20 protein-coding genes are annotated in these 16,706 nt (G+C 37.5%); 15 read left to right on the top strand and 5 right to left on the bottom strand.

Translation table 11 applies throughout. The annotated features are described in order from the left end of the window. Nucleotides 1-17 precede the first annotated feature (17 nt). The 4 genes from I6G50_RS04340 to I6G50_RS04325 all read left to right on the top strand — a co-directional run bounded on the left by I6G50_RS04340 (nucleotide 18) and on the right by I6G50_RS04325 (nucleotide 3,234). Nucleotides 18-821, top strand: a complete 804-nt coding sequence (locus I6G50_RS04340; RefSeq protein WP_197909282.1) for a glycoside hydrolase family 125 protein — start codon at nucleotides 18-20, stop codon at nucleotides 819-821. Between the two features lie 120 nt (nucleotides 822-941). Continuing rightward, nucleotides 942-2,075: a ring-cleaving dioxygenase gene (locus I6G50_RS04335; RefSeq protein WP_197909281.1), complete on the top strand. Its 1,134-nt coding sequence runs from the start codon at nucleotides 942-944 to the stop codon at nucleotides 2,073-2,075. Further along, nucleotides 2,075-2,668 (top strand): flavin reductase family protein, encoded by a 594-nt coding sequence (locus tag I6G50_RS04330; protein WP_197909408.1) that lies wholly within the window; start codon nucleotides 2,075-2,077, stop codon nucleotides 2,666-2,668. Before I6G50_RS04335 ends, I6G50_RS04330 begins: the two co-directional genes overlap by 1 nt. Nucleotides 2,669-2,808: 140 nt before the next feature. Continuing rightward, nucleotides 2,809-3,234 (top strand): universal stress protein, encoded by a 426-nt coding sequence (locus I6G50_RS04325; RefSeq protein WP_004260312.1) that lies wholly within the window; start codon nucleotides 2,809-2,811, stop codon nucleotides 3,232-3,234. Between the two features lie 52 nt (nucleotides 3,235-3,286). Here the strand turns inward: I6G50_RS04325 and I6G50_RS04320 are convergent, their stop codons facing one another. From I6G50_RS04320 to coaA, 3 genes are all read right to left on the bottom strand, one after another. After that, nucleotides 3,287-3,892, bottom strand: coding sequence for a hypothetical protein (locus tag I6G50_RS04320; RefSeq protein ID WP_004260309.1), 606 nt, complete (start codon nucleotides 3,890-3,892; stop codon nucleotides 3,287-3,289). A 103-nt stretch (nucleotides 3,893-3,995) separates the two neighbouring features. Further along, nucleotides 3,996-5,537, bottom strand: a complete 1,542-nt coding sequence (gene guaA, locus I6G50_RS04315) for a glutamine-hydrolyzing GMP synthase (RefSeq protein WP_004260297.1) — start codon at nucleotides 5,535-5,537, stop codon at nucleotides 3,996-3,998. Nucleotides 5,538-5,653: 116 nt separating this feature from the next. After that, entirely contained in the window at nucleotides 5,654-6,574 is a 921-nt protein-coding gene (gene coaA / locus I6G50_RS04310) for a type I pantothenate kinase (protein WP_081166664.1), read from the bottom strand. Between the two features lie 233 nt (nucleotides 6,575-6,807). Here coaA and I6G50_RS04305 point away from each other — a divergent pair, with 233 nt between their 5' ends. The 7 genes from I6G50_RS04305 to I6G50_RS04275 all read left to right on the top strand — a co-directional run bounded on the left by I6G50_RS04305 (nucleotide 6,808) and on the right by I6G50_RS04275 (nucleotide 12,031). Beyond that, nucleotides 6,808-7,413, top strand: coding sequence for a class I SAM-dependent methyltransferase (locus I6G50_RS04305; protein WP_197909280.1), 606 nt, complete (start codon nucleotides 6,808-6,810; stop codon nucleotides 7,411-7,413). Beyond that, on the top strand, nucleotides 7,410-8,702 hold the full coding sequence (locus I6G50_RS04300) for a pyrimidine-nucleoside phosphorylase (protein WP_197909279.1): 1,293 nt from the start codon (nucleotides 7,410-7,412) through the stop codon (nucleotides 8,700-8,702). The genes I6G50_RS04305 and I6G50_RS04300 overlap by 4 nt, the downstream gene beginning before the upstream one ends. Then, a complete protein-coding gene (locus I6G50_RS04295) occupies nucleotides 8,702-8,896 on the top strand; it encodes a hypothetical protein (RefSeq protein WP_004260286.1) in 195 nt (64 codons plus the stop codon). The genes I6G50_RS04300 and I6G50_RS04295 overlap by 1 nt, the downstream gene beginning before the upstream one ends. A 70-nt stretch (nucleotides 8,897-8,966) precedes the next feature. Next, nucleotides 8,967-9,629: a deoxyribose-phosphate aldolase gene (deoC, locus tag I6G50_RS04290; protein WP_197909278.1), complete on the top strand. Its 663-nt coding sequence runs from the start codon at nucleotides 8,967-8,969 to the stop codon at nucleotides 9,627-9,629. Next, nucleotides 9,616-10,008: a cytidine deaminase gene (locus tag I6G50_RS04285; RefSeq protein ID WP_004260279.1), complete on the top strand. Its 393-nt coding sequence runs from the start codon at nucleotides 9,616-9,618 to the stop codon at nucleotides 10,006-10,008. Before deoC ends, I6G50_RS04285 begins: the two co-directional genes overlap by 14 nt. A 171-nt stretch (nucleotides 10,009-10,179) precedes the next feature. Next, entirely contained in the window at nucleotides 10,180-11,232 is a 1,053-nt protein-coding gene (locus I6G50_RS04280) for a BMP family lipoprotein (RefSeq protein ID WP_004260275.1), read from the top strand. 91 nt (nucleotides 11,233-11,323) lie between these two features. Then, on the top strand, nucleotides 11,324-12,031 hold the full coding sequence (locus I6G50_RS04275) for a GntR family transcriptional regulator (protein ID WP_004260269.1): 708 nt from the start codon (nucleotides 11,324-11,326) through the stop codon (nucleotides 12,029-12,031). Between the two features lie 57 nt (nucleotides 12,032-12,088). Here the strand turns inward: I6G50_RS04275 and I6G50_RS04270 are convergent, their stop codons facing one another. Together I6G50_RS04270 and I6G50_RS04265 are read right to left on the bottom strand one after the other, a co-directional pair. Next, complete coding sequence (locus tag I6G50_RS04270) at nucleotides 12,089-13,669, bottom strand: sensor histidine kinase (protein ID WP_197909277.1); 1,581 nt, start codon at nucleotides 13,667-13,669, stop codon at nucleotides 12,089-12,091. Next, complete coding sequence (locus I6G50_RS04265) at nucleotides 13,632-14,336, bottom strand: response regulator transcription factor (RefSeq protein WP_197909276.1); 705 nt, start codon at nucleotides 14,334-14,336, stop codon at nucleotides 13,632-13,634. The genes I6G50_RS04270 and I6G50_RS04265 overlap by 38 nt, the downstream gene beginning before the upstream one ends. Nucleotides 14,337-14,511: 175 nt before the next feature. Between I6G50_RS04265 and I6G50_RS04260 the strand changes: the two genes are divergently transcribed. From I6G50_RS04260 to I6G50_RS04245, 4 genes are read left to right on the top strand one after another with little or no spacing between them, the layout of a single operon-like run. Further along, nucleotides 14,512-14,847 (top strand): putative DNA-binding protein, encoded by a 336-nt coding sequence (locus I6G50_RS04260; protein WP_004260261.1) that lies wholly within the window; start codon nucleotides 14,512-14,514, stop codon nucleotides 14,845-14,847. Nucleotides 14,848-14,870: 23 nt separating this feature from the next. Further along, a complete protein-coding gene (locus I6G50_RS04255) occupies nucleotides 14,871-15,059 on the top strand; it encodes a PLDc N-terminal domain-containing protein (protein WP_042753218.1) in 189 nt (62 codons plus the stop codon). Then, nucleotides 15,052-15,939 (top strand): ABC transporter ATP-binding protein, encoded by an 888-nt coding sequence (locus I6G50_RS04250; protein WP_004260258.1) that lies wholly within the window; start codon nucleotides 15,052-15,054, stop codon nucleotides 15,937-15,939. The genes I6G50_RS04255 and I6G50_RS04250 overlap by 8 nt, the downstream gene beginning before the upstream one ends. Further along, nucleotides 15,936-16,685, top strand: a complete 750-nt coding sequence (locus tag I6G50_RS04245; protein ID WP_197909275.1) for a hypothetical protein — start codon at nucleotides 15,936-15,938, stop codon at nucleotides 16,683-16,685. Before I6G50_RS04250 ends, I6G50_RS04245 begins: the two co-directional genes overlap by 4 nt. The last annotated feature ends 21 nt before the right edge of the window (nucleotides 16,686-16,706 follow it).

Below are 16,706 nucleotides of genomic sequence, written 5' to 3'. Positions count from 1 at the left end.
AAGCAAGGAGGAGAGTGATGCATACAATCAGACTATCGATGGAAAGCAGGAAATCGATTTTTCGAATCGAAACCCTGAGTGAAGAAATTAATCCGGACTGGGCTATTGTATTTAGAAGTTGTTTTAAAGATAGACTGGTTAATCATTTGGAAAGCAAAGAAAGGGGTAAAAACCACCAATTAATACGCGGAGCTTCAAATCAATGGCTTCAACATTCGGCTATGCAAGCGAGCTTATACTTACCTTTGGTTTCCAATGATGAGAGAATACGTGAAATGATTGTCGATTTATTAAAAAGTCATTTTGAGTTTATCAACAAAAGTTATTCTTCTCTAAATCCATCTAAAAATTCATTAAGTCATTCAGAAATGTATCGTTTAGCTTATCCTCTACAGCTGGCTTATCATTTCTATTTGAGAACAGAAGAGATTAGTCAGTTTAGTCTTCTCTTTTCTTCCGCTTCGTCAAGAATTCTTGACGTGTGGAGTGTGGGTGCAGATAGTTCTGACAAAGAAGTAATTACTGAAAAAGAACTCATGATGGAAGTGATTCAGTACATGGAAGAAATTTTTAGTAATATTACTCGGCATACTGATTTGAAAAATCAAGCATTAAATCTTAAAAAGCTTTTAGATAATCATGATGAAATCTTTGCCCCAGAAAATTATGAACTCTTTCATAGAGGTGTTTCGGCTGCGACTTATCGTGAAAAAGAACACGTGCTGAACTGCTTAGTTAAAGAGATTAAGGAAGAAAAAGCGAAAGATAGTATCACAGAGCTCTTATTTTGTCAGCTATTATTAAATTATTTTAAAGTATAGAAAATGTATCTCTTCTAAGAGATACATTTTTGAAATACAAGATTCTTGAAAATTACTGAAGAGATGATATAATAAAAATAAGGTTTACAACTGTAAACAAAAAGAGTAAAGGAAGTTATTATGAAAAGACTAGATCCAGAATTTATCTTGGGTGGCGTACATCACGTTACAGCCATTACCTCAAGCGCCCAAAAAATCTATGATTTCTTCACAAATATTTTGGGACTTCGGTTGGCAAAACTAACAGTGAATCAAGATGACTATGAAACTTATCATCTCTATTTTACAGATGAGGATGGTAATGCTGGGACCGATATGACGTTTTTTGATTTCCCAGGTATAGGCTTGGGTAAGCATGGCATTAACAGTATTGAGCGGAGCTCTTTTCGTGTTGCCAGCGATGACTCATTGAACTACTGGTTGCAAAGATTCAACGATGCTGGAGTTCCTCATGGACTCATTTCAGAACGTTTTGGCAAAAAATATTTAGAGTTTGAAGACTTTGATGGGCAGTATTACCAGCTTATTTCTGATGAACATAATCAAGGTGTGCCTGCCCCAGGTAAACCGTGGCAACTTTCGAATGTGCCAGTCGAGCATGCGATACTTGGTCTAGGTCCTGTCTTTATTAAACTTTCAGAAGTGAATATTTTCCATCAATTACTTGAAGAAGTATTTGGTTTTAGAAAAGCAGAGACAGAGGGTCACTTTACTCTATTTGAAGTAGCAGAGGGCGGTAATGGTGCAGCAATTATTGTGGAACAAGATAAGGAAGAAAGTAGATCTTACCAAGGCGCGGGTACTATTCACCACTTGGCTTTAAGAACGAAAAATCTAGAAACTCTCAGCTATTGGATTGAACGTATTAAATCATATGGTATGCCGCATTCAGGGCTAGTAGATAGGTTTTATTTCTCCAGTGAGTATGTTAGAGTTGCTCCAGGTGTACTTTTCGAAATTGCGACAGATACGCCCGGGATTGGTGCGTTAGATATGGTACGTGCTGGTTCTGGAAAAGTAGACAGCTATGAGGAAGCACTTATTACTTCCGGATTTTGGATTGATGAAAGTCGTGAGGAAGCAGGACTGGATCTGAGTTTACCTCCACATCTCTTTCCAGAAGAAGAGGTGATAAAGGCACGAACAGCAGCTCAGTTACGCCCACTAGATACTTCAGATGCACATCGAAGTCGAAAAGATGATTCTTTATGGACCATGGAAAAAATTAGGAATCGTCAAATAAGGAGAAAATGATGAAATCATATAAGACAAAAGATATAAGCAGTAAGGATGCTTATAAGCTGATATCGGGACTTGTGGTGCCACGTCCGATTGCTTGGCTTACCACTCAAAACAGTCAAGGTTTAGTAAATGCTGCTCCTTTTAGTTTTTTTAACGTTGTTTCTAAAGATCCAATTATCGTGTCCATTGCAATGACCGAAATGAAAGATTCTGTTCGAAACCTTCTGGACACAAAAGAAGGAGTGATTCAGCTCGTTAACACCAAGAATGTCGAAGAGATGAATCAAACCTCAGCACCGCTTGCTGCTGAGGTAAGTGAAGTCGAAAAATTTGATATCGATTTAATAGATTCTAAAGAAGTCAAAGTGCCCGCCATTAAAAATGCTAAAGTGCATTTAGAAGTAGTCCTTCATCAGCATATTCCTGTCGGAAAAACAAGTCATCTTATGCTTCTGGAAGTTAAAAATATTCTTATGGATGACTCCGTTTTTGATGTAGATAAATTCTATGTCAAAGCTGAAAAATTAGACCCAGTGGCCCGACTTTCTGGAAGAGCTTATACAGCTTTAGGGGATACATTTGAGCTAAAACGGCCAACAAAATAATAGCAGTAAAAGAAACATATTCTCAGACTAAGATTTTTTTTCCATTATTCCAACCATATTATTATCTTTTTCTCTCTTTTTAATTTAAAATATACTTATAGAGGATTTACTCAACAATTTAAGAATAAGGGAGGCTTTTTATGAGAGAAAAATACCAAAACATTTTAGTCGCAGTAGATGGTTCTGAGCAATCAGATAAGGCTGTACTTGAAGCAGTTAAAATAGCCATGAGAAATGAAACATCACTTTTTGTGTTGAATGTTAAAGATGATGTCCGTCTCTATGGTTCGGCTTATGGCATTCCGCTTATTCTCGAAAACTTAGAAGAACAGTCCCGTGCTATCATTGAACGTGCTACCGAACTTATTAAGAAACAGGTAGAATTTAAAAGTTTCCGCGTAGAAGGATCTCCCAAAAAAGAAATTATCGATTTTGCTGAAGAGCATGACATCGATTTGATTGTCATTGGGGTTACTGGTAAAGGTGCTTTTGACCGATTATTGGTAGGGTCAACCACGGCTTATGTTATTGATCATGCACGCTGTAATGTCATGGTTGTGAAGTAATAAAAAAAGTCTACCTCATTAAGGTGGACTTTTTTGGATAAAGGAATAAAAATTAACGAGCAGAAAATTTTTCGTCAATAACTTCTTGAAGACGTTCTAAAGATACAACTTTAGAGGCTAAAATATCCGTTTTTTCTTGAGAAGTAGCATCGCCATAAAATTCAGTAAAAAGTTCTTCCTTAGGAAATTGTTTATTTTGGATCATTGCGTTCCCAAATTCAATGGTTACTATATTTCCTTGTGTGGAAATTCGGTATATATCATTACTAACCATTTCAGGGATAAGGATTGAGCCTTTGTCTATCGTTCCACTCATCGCCCATTCATGAGAAATATCTTGTTGATAAAGTTCTTCTGCAGATAGTTTATTCGCAGGTGCTGTAAATTCTTTATCTCCTTTTTGTATAAGCAAAGCAATTTTTTGATTCAAAGTTAAATCTTCCCAACCTGAGACTGAAGGTGTGCTGGACTTTGATTCAGAAAAAGAACTGGTCGTGCTGGAGCTACTCGTCGAGGATACAGAAGATGAAGAAGCATGAGTAGAATTCTGTGAACTCACACTAGTGTCTTTAGCAAATTGTGAGGTATCCTCCTTTTCTTTAGAGCCACAAGCTGCCAATAAAACGAAAGGAACAAATGCCAATATAATTTTTTTCATAATTTAATTCTCCTATTATGATTATAACATATCATTTTTGGCAAAACAAAAACCGCTCAACAGAGCGATTTTATTTTTCTATATTAGCTATTTTATCTAACTATTACTCCCACTCAACAGTTGCTGGTGGTTTAGAGGTGATATCGTAGACTACGCGGTTGATGTGATCCACCTCATTTACGATACGAACAGAGATTTTTTGCAAGACATCCCAAGGGAGTTTAGCAAACTCAGCTGTCATACCATCGATAGAAGTAATCGCACGGATAGCAAGAGTGTAGTCGTAAGTACGGACGTCTCCCATGACCCCAACTGAACGTACACCAGTGTTAACTGTGAAGTATTGCCACACGTCGCGGTCTAAACCAGCAGCAGCGATTTCTTCACGAAGGATTGCGTCTGATTCACGTACAACTTCGATTTTCTCAGGTGTTAAGTCACCCATAACTCGGATAGCAAGACCTGGACCTGGGAAAGGTTGGCGCCATACGATTTCATCAGGCATGCCTAGCTCAGTACCAAGAGCACGAACTTCATCTTTGAAAAGTGTATTCAAAGGCTCAATCAGTTTAAATTGCATATCTTCTGGCAAGCCACCAACATTGTGGTGAGACTTGATTGTTTGAGCTGTATCCGTTCCTGATTCGATAACGTCTGTATAAAGTGTGCCTTGAGCAAGGAATTTAACATCTTTAAGTTTTGAAGCTTCATCGTCAAAAACGTAGACAAATTCATTACCAATAATTTTACGTTTTTTCTCTGGATCAGCAACTCCAGCCAATTTATTCATGAAACGTTCTTCAGCATTTACACGAATAATATTCAAGCCGAATTTGTCACCCAGCATATCCATAACTTGGTCGCCTTCATTTTTACGAAGGAAACCGTGGTCAACAAAGATAGATGTGAGTTGATCACCGATAGCACGTTGTAAAAGAACGCCTACTACAGATGAGTCTACACCGCCTGAAAGACCAAGCAATACTTTTTTATCCCCAACTTGCTCACGGATTTTTGCGATTTGCATATCAATGAAGCTTTCCATTGACCAATCGCCTTTAGCACCACAAATATTTAAAGCGAAGTTGCGGAGCATATCTGTACCATATACAGAGTGACGTACTTCAGGGTGGAATTGGATACCATAGATGTTACGTTCTGTATTTTCAACAGCAGCAAATGGGCTGTTTGGAGAAGTCGCAACAACATGGAAGCCTTCTGGAATTTCAACAACACGGTCACCGTGGCTCATGAGAACATCTTGTGTTTCAGGAGTGTTAGCAAAGAGTTCTGACTTAGCTTTAAGCTCAATAGGTGCTACACCATATTCGCTTTCAGAAGCACTCTCAACTTTACCACCTAATTTGTGACTAATCAGTTGCATACCATAGCAGATACCTAAAATAGGTAATCCAAGGTCAAAAATTTCAGGATCAATATCAAATGAACCTTCGTCGTAAACGGAGTTAGGACCCCCAGAAAGAACAATCCCTAGTGGGTTTATTTCACGGATTTCTTGAGCTGTTACTTTATGACTCATTAGCTCTGAGAAAACACCGATTTCACGAATGCGACGAGCAATCAATTGGTTATATTGACTACCATAGTCAAGAACGATAATTTTTTCAAGTTGTTTATCAGACAAGTGGGCCTCCTAAAAATTAATATTAAAATATTCTATCATAAAAGAACGGAATATAAAAACGTTTGATATAAAAAGATAGTATTTTTAATCAAAGAGTAAATCATTGTTATTTTATCTCAAAATTTCTTCAAATAAATTTTATCAATGTAATGATTATCCGTTTTGTGCAAAATAACTTCCGCACGATTACGAGTGGGTTCGATGTAGTCACGCAAATTAGGAAGATTTATATTGGTCCATGTTTCACGTGCTAATTTTACGACTTCATCGTGTGGCATTTTAGTGAATTGATGATAGTAATTATGTGGATCATTTTTTGCCAGCTTCAGTAAGCTATTGAACCGTTCTAAATACCATCTTTCAATCATTTCTTCATCAGCATCAACATAAATAGAAAAATCATAAAAGTCGCTAACATAGAGATGTTCACTTTGTGGATTTTGAAGGACATTGATTCCTTCTACAATCAAGATATCAGGTTGATCAATGATTTGCTTTTTATTTTTGACGATGTCATAAGTTTCATGAGAATAAATCGGGATTTCACACGTTTCCCCATTTTTTACACGATAGAGAAAGTCCAGAAGGTGTTCCATATCATAGCTCTCAGGAAAGCCTTTGCGATCAAGCATGTGGCGTTCTTCTAAAACAGCTGTTGGATATAAAAAGCCATCTGTTGTTACAAGTTCCACACTTAATTTTTTAAATTCACGTGAAAGAAGGAGCTGTACGAGACGTGCAGCAGTCGATTTTCCCACTGCAACAGAACCCGATATGCCAATGATTAATGGCGGAGTTTTAACAATTTTTTGGAGAAATAGTCCCTTAGAAAAACTTAGATCCTCAATATTTTTTTTGTATAAACGGACCAAATAAATTAAAGGTAGGTACACATCGATAACGTCTTGGAGTGAAATTTCATCGTTGAGTGAACGGATGGCATCGAGCTCTTTATTTGTTAAAGGAGCGATTGAAGAGAGGTAGAAATTTTGCCAAGTCTCTCGTGAAATTTCATCATAATTGATGAATTTATTCATAAAGATATTTTAGCATATTTTGCGTCTGCTCTGCACTATCAGAGTGACTTTAAAAGAAAAAATATTTTTAAAAATAATAAAAATAAATCCTCTTTTTATTGTAGAAAGCTCCTCAAAGCATTTAAAAAAAGGGAAAGGTTAAAATTAAAATGTAAGGGTTTTCTAATTTGTAGTATCTATCTGTAAAGGTTTTCTCAGAAAAATTCAATTATTTTGTGATAAAATAAGCTGTAATGGTAAAAACAAATATGTATTATGAAGATAATCGAGATTTGGCACACGATGTGCAAGAATTATCGGTTGAACTTTTAGGACTTTCTTTCCGCTTTTTGACGGATGCTGGCGTTTTTTCTAAAAATGCTGTGGACTATGGTTCACGTGTCTTACTGGATAATTTCCAACCTGAATCGGCAAAAGCTCTGCTTGATGTTGGATGTGGATATGGAACCCTCGGCTTGACCTTAGCTAAGAAATATGGTTTGCAAGCGACTCTAATAGATGTCAACAGTCGTGCATTAGATTTAGCGAAGGAGAATGCACAAAAAAATAATGTCGAAGTTTCTGACATTTATTTATCAGATATCTATGAAAATGTAAAAGAATCTTTTGATGCAATTATTTCCAATCCCCCTATACGCGCGGGGAAAGAAGTGGTACATGCTATCTTGTCTGGTGCTTATGAGCACTTGAATATTGAAGGACATTTAACTATTGTTATTCAGAAAAAACAAGGTGCGCCAAGTGCTCAAAAGAAAATGGAAGAAGTCTTCGGAAATTGTGAAGTGGTTGCTAAAAATAAAGGTTATTACATTTTAAGAAGTTATAAGGAGAAGCTATGACATATAGAATGGTAGATCTGATTCAAAAAAAACGTGATGGTGGCACTTTTGACAAAGCTGAAATTGACTGGCTTATCTCGGGATATGCAGCAGGAGAAGTTCCTGATTATCAAATGTCAGCACTGGCAATGGCGATATACTTTAAAGGGATGACCACAGAAGAAACGGCGAATTTGACAATGGCGATGGTAGCATCTGGTAAAGAGTTCGACCTATCAGCCATTCCAGGTATTAAGGTTGATAAGCATTCTACCGGCGGCGTTGGAGATAAGGTCACAATTATTTTAGCCCCTCTTGTTGCAAGCTTTGGTGTTCCTGTGGCTAAAATGTCCGGACGTGGTTTGGGACACACAGGAGGTACGCTTGATAAGTTGGAATCTATTCCGGGCTTCGAAATTGAGAAGACAGAAGAAGATTTCATCGCTCAAGTTAAAGATTCAGGTATTGCTGTTATTGGTCAATCTGATGAGTTAGTCAAGGCCGATAAACTTCTCTATGCTTTACGTGATGTGACAGCAACGGTGGACATTATTCCATTGATTGCAAGCTCGATTATGTCTAAAAAAATTGCCTCAGGCTCAAATGCGATCTTGTTGGATGTGACTGTTGGTGATGGCGCCTTCATGAAAAATATTGAAGATGCGCGGATTCTTGCTCGCACAATGGTTGATTTAGGAAAAGCTGTCGGCCGTGAGACCGTGGCTGTCCTAACCAACATGAATCAACCACTCGGCTATTCTATTGGTAATCGAAATGAAATTACAGAAGCAGTAGAGACGCTAAATGGCAAAGGGACAAATGAATTTCGCCATTTTATTGCGGAACTGGCACAAATTATGCTCAGTTTAGCTGGGATTGAAAAGTCCATTTCTGAGATCATTGAAAACTTTGACAATGGAAAAGCTTATGCGAAGTTTGTTGCAATGTGTCAAGCGCAACATGGTGATGCGACTGCCTTTGATTATTTAACGGCTCCATTGAATGTAGCGCATACTGTCGAAATTCATGCTGAGCGTGAGGGCTATATTTCACAAGAAAGAGCAATGGGCGTGGGTATTGTAGCAATGAAGCTTGGTGCAGGAAGAGCAACTAAAACCGATACTATTGATTTTGAAGCAGGCATTAATCTTGCTAAAAAAGTTGGAGATGCAGTTAAAACGGGCGATTTAATTGCCACGCTTTATAGTAACCGTGAAATCATAGCAGACTTAGTTGCTGAATTTAATGAAAATATCCATATCTCTGATCAACAAATTCATGCACCTGAAATTTTGGAAATTATTCGCTGATGAAAAATGAACTTCCACCTATACCCAATAAAATAAAAGCCTTACAAAGCGTAACAGCTGCTGTACTAGGTGCGATAGGAATGAACCTTTTCTCGCAAAATTCTTTGCTGAAAGCAGCAATTTTCATTCTCATTTTTATTTTGGTTTATACGATTATTGGTATGCTTTATCTCCAAAGTCGTAAGCCGAAATAAACTTTAAAAACTAATAACAAAGCGTTCCTTGATGTACGCAATATAAATAAAAACTAGGAGAAGACCTAAGATGAAAATCAATCAATATATTGACCACACTATCCTCAAAGCCGATGCAACTCAAGCGAAGGTACAAGCTATCATTGATGAAGCTAAAAAATATGAGTTTGCAAGCGTATGTATCAACCCAACATGGGTAGCTTTTGCCGCTGAGCAACTCAAAGATGAAGTTTCAAAAGTTTGTACAGTTATTGGCTTCCCTCTTGGAGCAAACACTTCTGATTTGAAAGCCTTTGAAGCAGCAGATGCTATCAAAAAAGGTGCAGATGAGATTGACATGGTCATTAACATTGGTGCGGCAAAAGATGGAAACTGGGACCTCGTAGAAAGCGATATTGCTGCTGTCAATGCAGTTAAAGATGGACGTGTTCTTAAAGTTATCATTGAAACAAGTCTTTTGACTGATGAAGAAAAAGTTAAAGCTTGCCAAGCAGCACAACGTGCGGGAGCTGATTTTGTTAAAACTTCAACAGGCTTCTCTACAGCAGGAGCTACAGTAGCAGATGTAAAACTTATGCGTGAAACAGTGGGTTCAGAGATGGGTGTTAAAGCCTCAGGAGGAATTCGTAATCTTGCCGATGCTAAAGCCATGATCGAAGCAGGGGCAAATCGCCTTGGTTGTTCTTCAGGAGTCGCTATTATGGAAGGTGAAACTGCAAATGCCAGCTACTAAAGAACTTATTGAAGCAGCACGAGAAGCGAGTACGCATGCTTATGTCCCGTATTCAAAATTTCCTGTTGGTGCTGCACTCGTGACTACTGATGGAAAAGTGTATAAAGGATGTAACATTGAGAATGCAAGCTTCGGCTTAAGCAATTGTGCTGAGCGAACAGCAATATTTAAAGCTGTATCGGAAGACCAACTCCAATTTTCAAGTCTTTATATTTATGGAGAAACGTCTGCTCCTATTAGTCCTTGTGGTGCGTGTCGCCAAGTGGTTTCAGAATTCTGTGATGCCGATATGCCCGTTTACCTTTTGTCTCAAACAGGTGAGGTCAAGGAAACATCAGTGGGGCAATTGTTGCCATATTCCTTCAAAGAACTGGAATAATATTCTATAATTGACAGAAAAATAGCTATTTCCGAACAAAGGTGTGGATAAATTCCACATCTTTGTTTTTAGCTTGAATTAATATACAAAATAACTTAAAATAAACTTATAGATAAAAACTCTTACTTGCGAGAGTTTTAAAAAATTTTATATTTGGAGGAAAACGTTTCCATGAATAAACGTATTTTCGCAGTTGGTGCTCTTGCACTTGCATCAGTAGCAGTTCTGGCAGGTTGCCGTGGACGTGACGCAGCTTCAGGTGGTGAAGCCAAAACAGATCTCAATGTAGCGATGATAACCGACACTGGTGGTGTTGATGACCGTTCGTTCAACCAGTCAGCTTGGGAAGGCTTGCAAGCTTGGGGTAAAGATAACAACCTTTCAAGAGGTAAAGGTATCAACTACTTCCAATCAAACTCAGCTTCTGACTACACAGCCAACTTTAACTCAGCTGTATCTGGTGGATATGACTTAGTATTCGGTATTGGCTTTGGCCTCCAAGAAGCAACTTCACAGGCTGCTAAAAATAATCCAGATACTAAATTTGCAATCATTGACTCAGTGATTGAGAACCAAGAAAATGTAGTTTCTGCAACTTTCGCGGACCAAGAGTCAGCATATCTTGCTGGTGTAGCAGCAGCTAAGACAACAAAAACTGATCACGTTGGTTTCATCGGAGGAATTGCTTCCGATATCATTACAGCCTTCGAAGTTGGTTTCCAAGAAGGTGTTAAATCTGTAAACCCAGACATCAAAATAGATGTTCAATATGCAGGTTCATTTAGCGATGCAGGTAAAGGTAAAACTATCGCTTCTGCAATGTACTCTGGTGGAGCAGATATCATCTATCAAGCAGCTGGTGGTGTAGGTACAGGTGTCTTCACAGAAGCACGTGTTCTTAACGAAACTAAGAATGAAGCAGACAAAGTTTGGGTTATCGGTGTTGACCGTGACCAAGAAGATGAAGGTAAATTCAAATCTAAAGATGGTAAAGAATCTAACTTCGTATTAGCTTCTACACTTAAAGAAGTAGGTAATGTTGTCAAAGACGTTTCAAACAAAACTAAAGATGACAAATTCCCTGGTGGTGAAATTCTTAAGTACGACTTGAAAAACTCAGGTGTAGCTCTCGCTCGTAACAATACTTCAGATGATGCTTGGAAAGCTGTAGAAACTGCTAAAGAAAAAATCATCAACGGTGAAATCACAGTTCCTGCAAAATAATTATACCAATTATTTAAACCAGCTATTATAGCTGGTTTTTTATTTGAAATTGGTATATAATAATAAAAAACAGGGGCACGATGGAGGCAGTATGCAAAGAAGCAACGTTCCGAATTACATTCGAATTCATGACGCAATAAAGGAAGAAATTGAAAAAGCAGTTTGGAAAATCGGAGAGCGCTTGCCTAGTGAGCGCGATTTAGCTGAACGATTTGGAGTGAGTCGGATGACAGCTCGACAAGCAGTGACCTCACTTGTGGATGAGGGTATTTTGGAGCGCCGTATCGGAAGCGGAACATACGTGGCTAGTCGTCGAGTCCGTGAAAAAATGCGTGGAACAACCTCCTTTACCGAAATTATTACGGCTCAAGGGAAGACACCTTCTACAGAACTCTTAAGTTATCTCAAAACCCTGCCAAATGAAGTAGAATGTGAAAAATTGCAAATTACAAAGGATCAAATTATTATACGTATGGAACGTGTACGCTATGCGGATCAAGTACCGATTTGCTATGAAGTTGCAAGTATTCCGTATGAACTTGTCAGGTCTTTTGAAAAGAAAAGTATTACCTCTAACTTTTTTAACACCTTAACTCAAGCTGGATATGAGATTGAACACAGCGAGCAGATTATTTCTGCAAAAAAAGTAAGTACAGAAGTAGCAGATTATTTAAAAATCAAATCAGGAGATGCTATTTTAGGTCTCACACAGATTTCTTATCTCTCAGACGGACGTGCCTTTGAGTATGTTCTCTCCCAATATGTTGGAGACCGTTTTGAATTTTATTTAGAGCGTTAACCTATCAATTTATAACAAGAAAAAAGCCTTCGTCGAACGAGGGCTTTTAACTCTGCTTTATAAAGTTACAGTGAAGGTCGTTCCTTTACCAGGTACACTAATAACCTCGATTTTTCCTTGAAGCTCTCTGACATTTTTGTCAACAATCGAGAGACCCAAACCAGTACCAGACACTTGTGCGCGACTTTCATCAACACGATAGAAACGGTCAAAGATACGTGATTTTTCAATTTCTGTAAGTCCAGGGCCATTATCTGTTACGGTGAAGATTATTTTTTTCCCTACTTGATGCAACCCAATAAATATTTTTCCTTTATTGTCTGTATACTTGATTGCATTTTCGATGAGATTTTCAAAAATACTGTGAATCATCGGTCGGTTTGTTACTTGCGAAATATTAGCAATGTCTGTGTTGAGAGATAAGCTTTTTTCCGCCAGTAATGGTTGGGAACTTTTTAGAATCTCTTCAATAATCTGTGAAAGATTAATTTTTTTCTTCTCAATATGAATATTTTGCTTGGTTAAAAGTAGTGTATCTTGAACTAAAGCAATCAATCTTGCACTTTCTTTACTGATAATATGGGAAAACTCTAGTCTTTCACTTTCAGGCAAAGTATTATCTTTAAGCAATTCAGCAAATCCTTTAATAGAAGTCAGCGGTGTCTTAAGCTCATGACTCACATTGGCAATCAGTTCATTATGGGCACTAAGTGTACGCTTAAATGCAGTGATATCAAGTAAAGTGACCAAGAAACGGTTGTCCAAATCAGGAAGAGGAGAGATACGTACTTGGTAATAAGCATTGATATTTTCAAAATAGAAGTTTTTTTCTTGAGTTGTAGGGTTGAGCATTTTGTCTACTAAGAACGTCAAGAAATCTGCATATGGACTAAAAATATCGAGATTATGTGTGTCAGCAAATTCATTCTTAAAGGCCGCATTTGTTTTACGTATCTTTCCCTTTGCATTGTAAATAAAGATTGGAAATTGGAACAGCTCTATAAATTCGTAAATATTCTCTTTCTTTTCACTATGAGATAAGATTTGATTCTGAATATATTCTCCTAAAGAATTAAGAGCTAATGTAACTTTGTCATCATTTTCGCTCATCAAATAGCTTTGTGTAAGCGGACTGCGCTCAATATTCTTGATTTTGGCTACAATGTCCTGAGTAAAGAGATAATTACGTCGGGCATGAACAAAAATATAGAAAGCACAAGCCAGATAAACAAGAGTTGCAAATCCACCAACCATCAAATTCGTAAACCAAGGAGAAGTACGTGTGTCAGAAGCATGAAGGTAACCAACTATTACACCATTTTCACGGATAGGACTGGTAATTTCAATTGATTGACGGCTTACAGTTTGAGCGTAATCTGCGCCTTCTTCAATCTTGTTAGTGTCAGCATTGTGTGTTCCGGCAGGAAGATACTGAAACTTGCTAGGAAGTGCGGAATTAGGGTGCTCAGCAAGAAGTGTTTTAGTAGTGTCAATAGTGTGTAAGACGCGATTTGTGTCTGTTTTTAGAATCTGTATATTGAGAAAAACGAGCAGAATCACAGTCGCAACAAGATAAATAATTGTCGAAATGACAATATTTTTAAGCTTTATTTTTTTCATCAGAGAAGTAGTACCCAAACCCTCGTTTTGTTTTTATAAATTGGTTGTCTAATTTTTTACGAATTTTACTGATTAAAACGTCTATCGTACGTGTTTCCGCAGCAGACGAGATACCCCAGAAATGCTGGAGTAATTCTTCACGTGAAATAACATCACCTGAACGTTCAATCAAAAGTTCTAAAATTTCAAATTCGCGTTTGGTCAAATCTAGTGGCTGGCCGTCAAATATACAAATCTTTTTGGTGAAATCAAGTTCGAGTCTATCAAACTTGACCCCTGGTTTTTCTAGGGATTTTTCACTTTCTAAGGTTTGATTATAATGTTGATGACGGCGGATGAGGGCATTCACACGCACAATAATTTCCTTCATGGGAGTGGCTTTATCCAAGTATTCATCAGAACCTGAATTCAACCCTGTCAGTTTCATCTCCTCATCGTCACGTGCTGTCAATATCAAAATTGGTGTAAAGTTCTGCTTTTTACGCAGAATCTCTGTAACCTCAATACCAGAAAGTTTAGGCATCATCAAATCTAGCAAGATTAAATCGTAATGATTTTTCTTAGCTTTATCCAAGGCTTGCTTTCCATCACTTACCGTTGTAACCTCAAAGTCACTCTGTCTAAAGTTGTAAGAAAGTAAGGTTAAAATCGAACGATCATCATCCGCAATTAGAATCTTTTTCATTCCTCTATTATAACAAGCTTTTAGCGGAAAACAAAGCCTAAAATCTGGAAAGGTGTCCTTATGATTAAAGCAATAAATATGATAAAATTATAAAGGAAAACGGACAATTATGTTTTGAAAAAAATTTGGAAACTGACTTGTAGAAGAGCAGCTTTCTTAGAATATTTAGGAATTTATGGAAATCGAAAAAACCAATCGTATGAACACACTTTTTGAGTTTTACGCCACTCTTTTGACAGATAAACAGATGAATTATATTGAACTTTATTATGCAGATAATTATAGTTTGGCAGAGATTGCTGAAGAGTTTAACGTTAGTCGTCAGGCAGTATATGATAATATCAAGAGGACTGAAAAAGTATTGGAGGGCTACGAAGAAAAACTACATCTTTTTTCAAACTATGTGGTGCGCAATCAATTGATTGATAGCTTGCTGGCAGAATATGCTTCAGATACACACTTAACCAACCTTTTACGTGAAATTCAAAAAATTGATGAAGATGAATTTTAAAGAAATATTTGAGGAGAATTAAAATGGATATTCGTATTATTATCCCGCTGTCTTTTTTGGGTTTAATTTATTTAGGTATGTGTGTTTATAGCCTTGCGAAAATACCACAAGTCAAGTATTTACCAAAATGGGCATGGGCAATTATTTGTATTGTCTCTGTCCCTTTGGGAGGAATATTCTACTTTATCTTTGGAAGGGATACGAATGAGTAAAATTATCGAAATAGAAAACTTAACTGTTTCTTTTGGAAATTTTGAAGCCTTAAAAAATGTCACGTGTTCAATCGAAGCAGATGCAGGAATTATCGGATTAATTGGACCGAACGGTGCAGGAAAAACGACTTTGATTCATGCTATTCTTGGACAACATAAAGCTAATCAAGGGCAAATAAAGTTAGCTAACCAAGCGCTGGCTTACTGCCCCGACACACCAGAATTTCCCGCTTATCTTACGGCAACAGAGGTTCTGCAACAAAGCTGTGCTTTGAACGAGAAAGTAGAAGATTTGCAGCTTATCGAAGCTACCCTTGAGAAAGTCGGACTAGCCGATTATCCTCACAAAAGAGTGGGAGGTTACTCACGAGGAATGAAGCAGCGCTTAGGTATCGCTATTGCCCTCTTGCTTGATCCTGTTTTGATATTTCTTGATGAACCAACCAGTGCATTAGACCCTATCGGTCGGATTGAGATTCTTCAATTGATTACATCCGTAGCACAGGAAAAAACTGTAGTTGTTTCCAGCCACTTACTAGCGGATATAGAAAATATTGCTGATCGTCTTCTTATTTTAAACCGTGGAGAACTGTTATTTGAGGGGGGACTTCATCAGTTTATTGAAAACAGTAAAATGGATGAATTTGCGGAGTTGGAAATCAAAAGTGAGAGCTTCAAACAAGAGGTAATGGACATTCTGCAAGTTAATGATATTGAGTTTTATCCTGAGATAACAGGAAAATTGATGATTAAAAGTGATTATTCTGAAAAGCTTTTGCAAATTTTTCCAGATATTGGTGATAAGATCAGTACATATCGCGCAACGAGTAACAGTTTAGAAATGGCTTTTGAACGGATAATTACAGGAGGAGAACAATGAAACGATTAATTCTTCTCGAAACAAAAATGTGGTGGCGCAACGGCCGTTTAGGAATTCTACTCTTTCTTTTTGCTTTTTTTGGTATTACTTCACCTGTTCTGATTTATTATATGAAGGAATTTATAAGCGCATTTGGTGGAACTGAAGGCACGACTATTCTCATGCCAGATCCAAACTGGAAAGCATTGATGGAATCCTATTTTAGCAACATCTCTCAGATTGGCTTATTTGTTCTTGTTTACTTTGTCGCTGATACTTTTAAACTCAAAAAAGAAAGCTCTTTAGGCCTTTATTATTCAACTGTATCTCACAATGCTTTCATATTGTGGCTTCCTAAATTGATTCTTGCATTTTTTGTGACAGTCGTCAGTAATTTTATAGGAGTTCTTTGCGCAGCTTATGTGACCTGGGTTTTCTTTTCGAATATAGAGCTTGGTAGAGTGATTTCTGCAAGTCTGCTCCAAACGCTGGCCTTACTTACTCTAGTTATCCTGGGGAGTGCGGTTGCGGTTTGGACGAGAAAGGCATTTCTGGCATTGGTTTCTGTAATAGTGTTGTCGGTTGTAAGTTCTATCGTTCAAACCCTCAGTAATATTTCTCAGTGGCTCCCTCTAAGTTTACTCTCGCCTATTGATGTTTTAAATGCAGCAGAACAAGTAAACTTTGTCACCGTTGGACTTTGTTTTGCAGTGATTGGACTTTCGATTTTGGCTATTTTAGTAAGACCGCTGCGTGTGAAATATTAGAGAATTTGTGCTATAATTGAT

It is taken from the genome of Lactococcus garvieae, assembly GCF_016027715.1.
GTDB lineage: Bacteria > Bacillota > Bacilli > Lactobacillales > Streptococcaceae > Lactococcus > Lactococcus garvieae_A.
Note: the sequence above shows the minus strand (reverse complement) of the source record. Positions and strands in the feature narration are given on the sequence as shown.

Coding starts and splice junctions, on each gene's coding strand:
- I6G50_RS04285 (WP_004260279.1), top strand. CDS start 9,616: ATGCCAGCTACTAAAGAACTTATTGAAGCAGCACGAGAAGCGAGTACG.
- I6G50_RS04320 (WP_004260309.1), bottom strand. CDS start 3,892: ATGAAAAAAATTATATTGGCATTTGTTCCTTTCGTTTTATTGGCAGCT.
- I6G50_RS04265 (WP_197909276.1), bottom strand. CDS start 14,336: ATGAAAAAGATTCTAATTGCGGATGATGATCGTTCGATTTTAACCTTA.
- I6G50_RS04335 (WP_197909281.1), top strand. CDS start 942: ATGAAAAGACTAGATCCAGAATTTATCTTGGGTGGCGTACATCACGTT.
- I6G50_RS04295 (WP_004260286.1), top strand. CDS start 8,702: ATGAAAAATGAACTTCCACCTATACCCAATAAAATAAAAGCCTTACAA.
- I6G50_RS04260 (WP_004260261.1), top strand. CDS start 14,512: ATGGAAATCGAAAAAACCAATCGTATGAACACACTTTTTGAGTTTTAC.
- I6G50_RS04325 (WP_004260312.1), top strand. CDS start 2,809: ATGAGAGAAAAATACCAAAACATTTTAGTCGCAGTAGATGGTTCTGAG.
- I6G50_RS04330 (WP_197909408.1), top strand. CDS start 2,075: ATGAAATCATATAAGACAAAAGATATAAGCAGTAAGGATGCTTATAAG.
- I6G50_RS04305 (WP_197909280.1), top strand. CDS start 6,808: ATGGTAAAAACAAATATGTATTATGAAGATAATCGAGATTTGGCACAC.
- I6G50_RS04340 (WP_197909282.1), top strand. CDS start 18: ATGCATACAATCAGACTATCGATGGAAAGCAGGAAATCGATTTTTCGA.
- deoC (WP_197909278.1), top strand. CDS start 8,967: ATGAAAATCAATCAATATATTGACCACACTATCCTCAAAGCCGATGCA.
- I6G50_RS04250 (WP_004260258.1), top strand. CDS start 15,052: ATGAGTAAAATTATCGAAATAGAAAACTTAACTGTTTCTTTTGGAAAT.
- I6G50_RS04300 (WP_197909279.1), top strand. CDS start 7,410: ATGACATATAGAATGGTAGATCTGATTCAAAAAAAACGTGATGGTGGC.
- I6G50_RS04245 (WP_197909275.1), top strand. CDS start 15,936: ATGAAACGATTAATTCTTCTCGAAACAAAAATGTGGTGGCGCAACGGC.
- I6G50_RS04280 (WP_004260275.1), top strand. CDS start 10,180: ATGAATAAACGTATTTTCGCAGTTGGTGCTCTTGCACTTGCATCAGTA.
- I6G50_RS04255 (WP_042753218.1), top strand. CDS start 14,871: ATGGATATTCGTATTATTATCCCGCTGTCTTTTTTGGGTTTAATTTAT.
- I6G50_RS04275 (WP_004260269.1), top strand. CDS start 11,324: ATGCAAAGAAGCAACGTTCCGAATTACATTCGAATTCATGACGCAATA.
- coaA (WP_081166664.1), bottom strand. CDS start 6,574: ATGAATAAATTCATCAATTATGATGAAATTTCACGAGAGACTTGGCAA.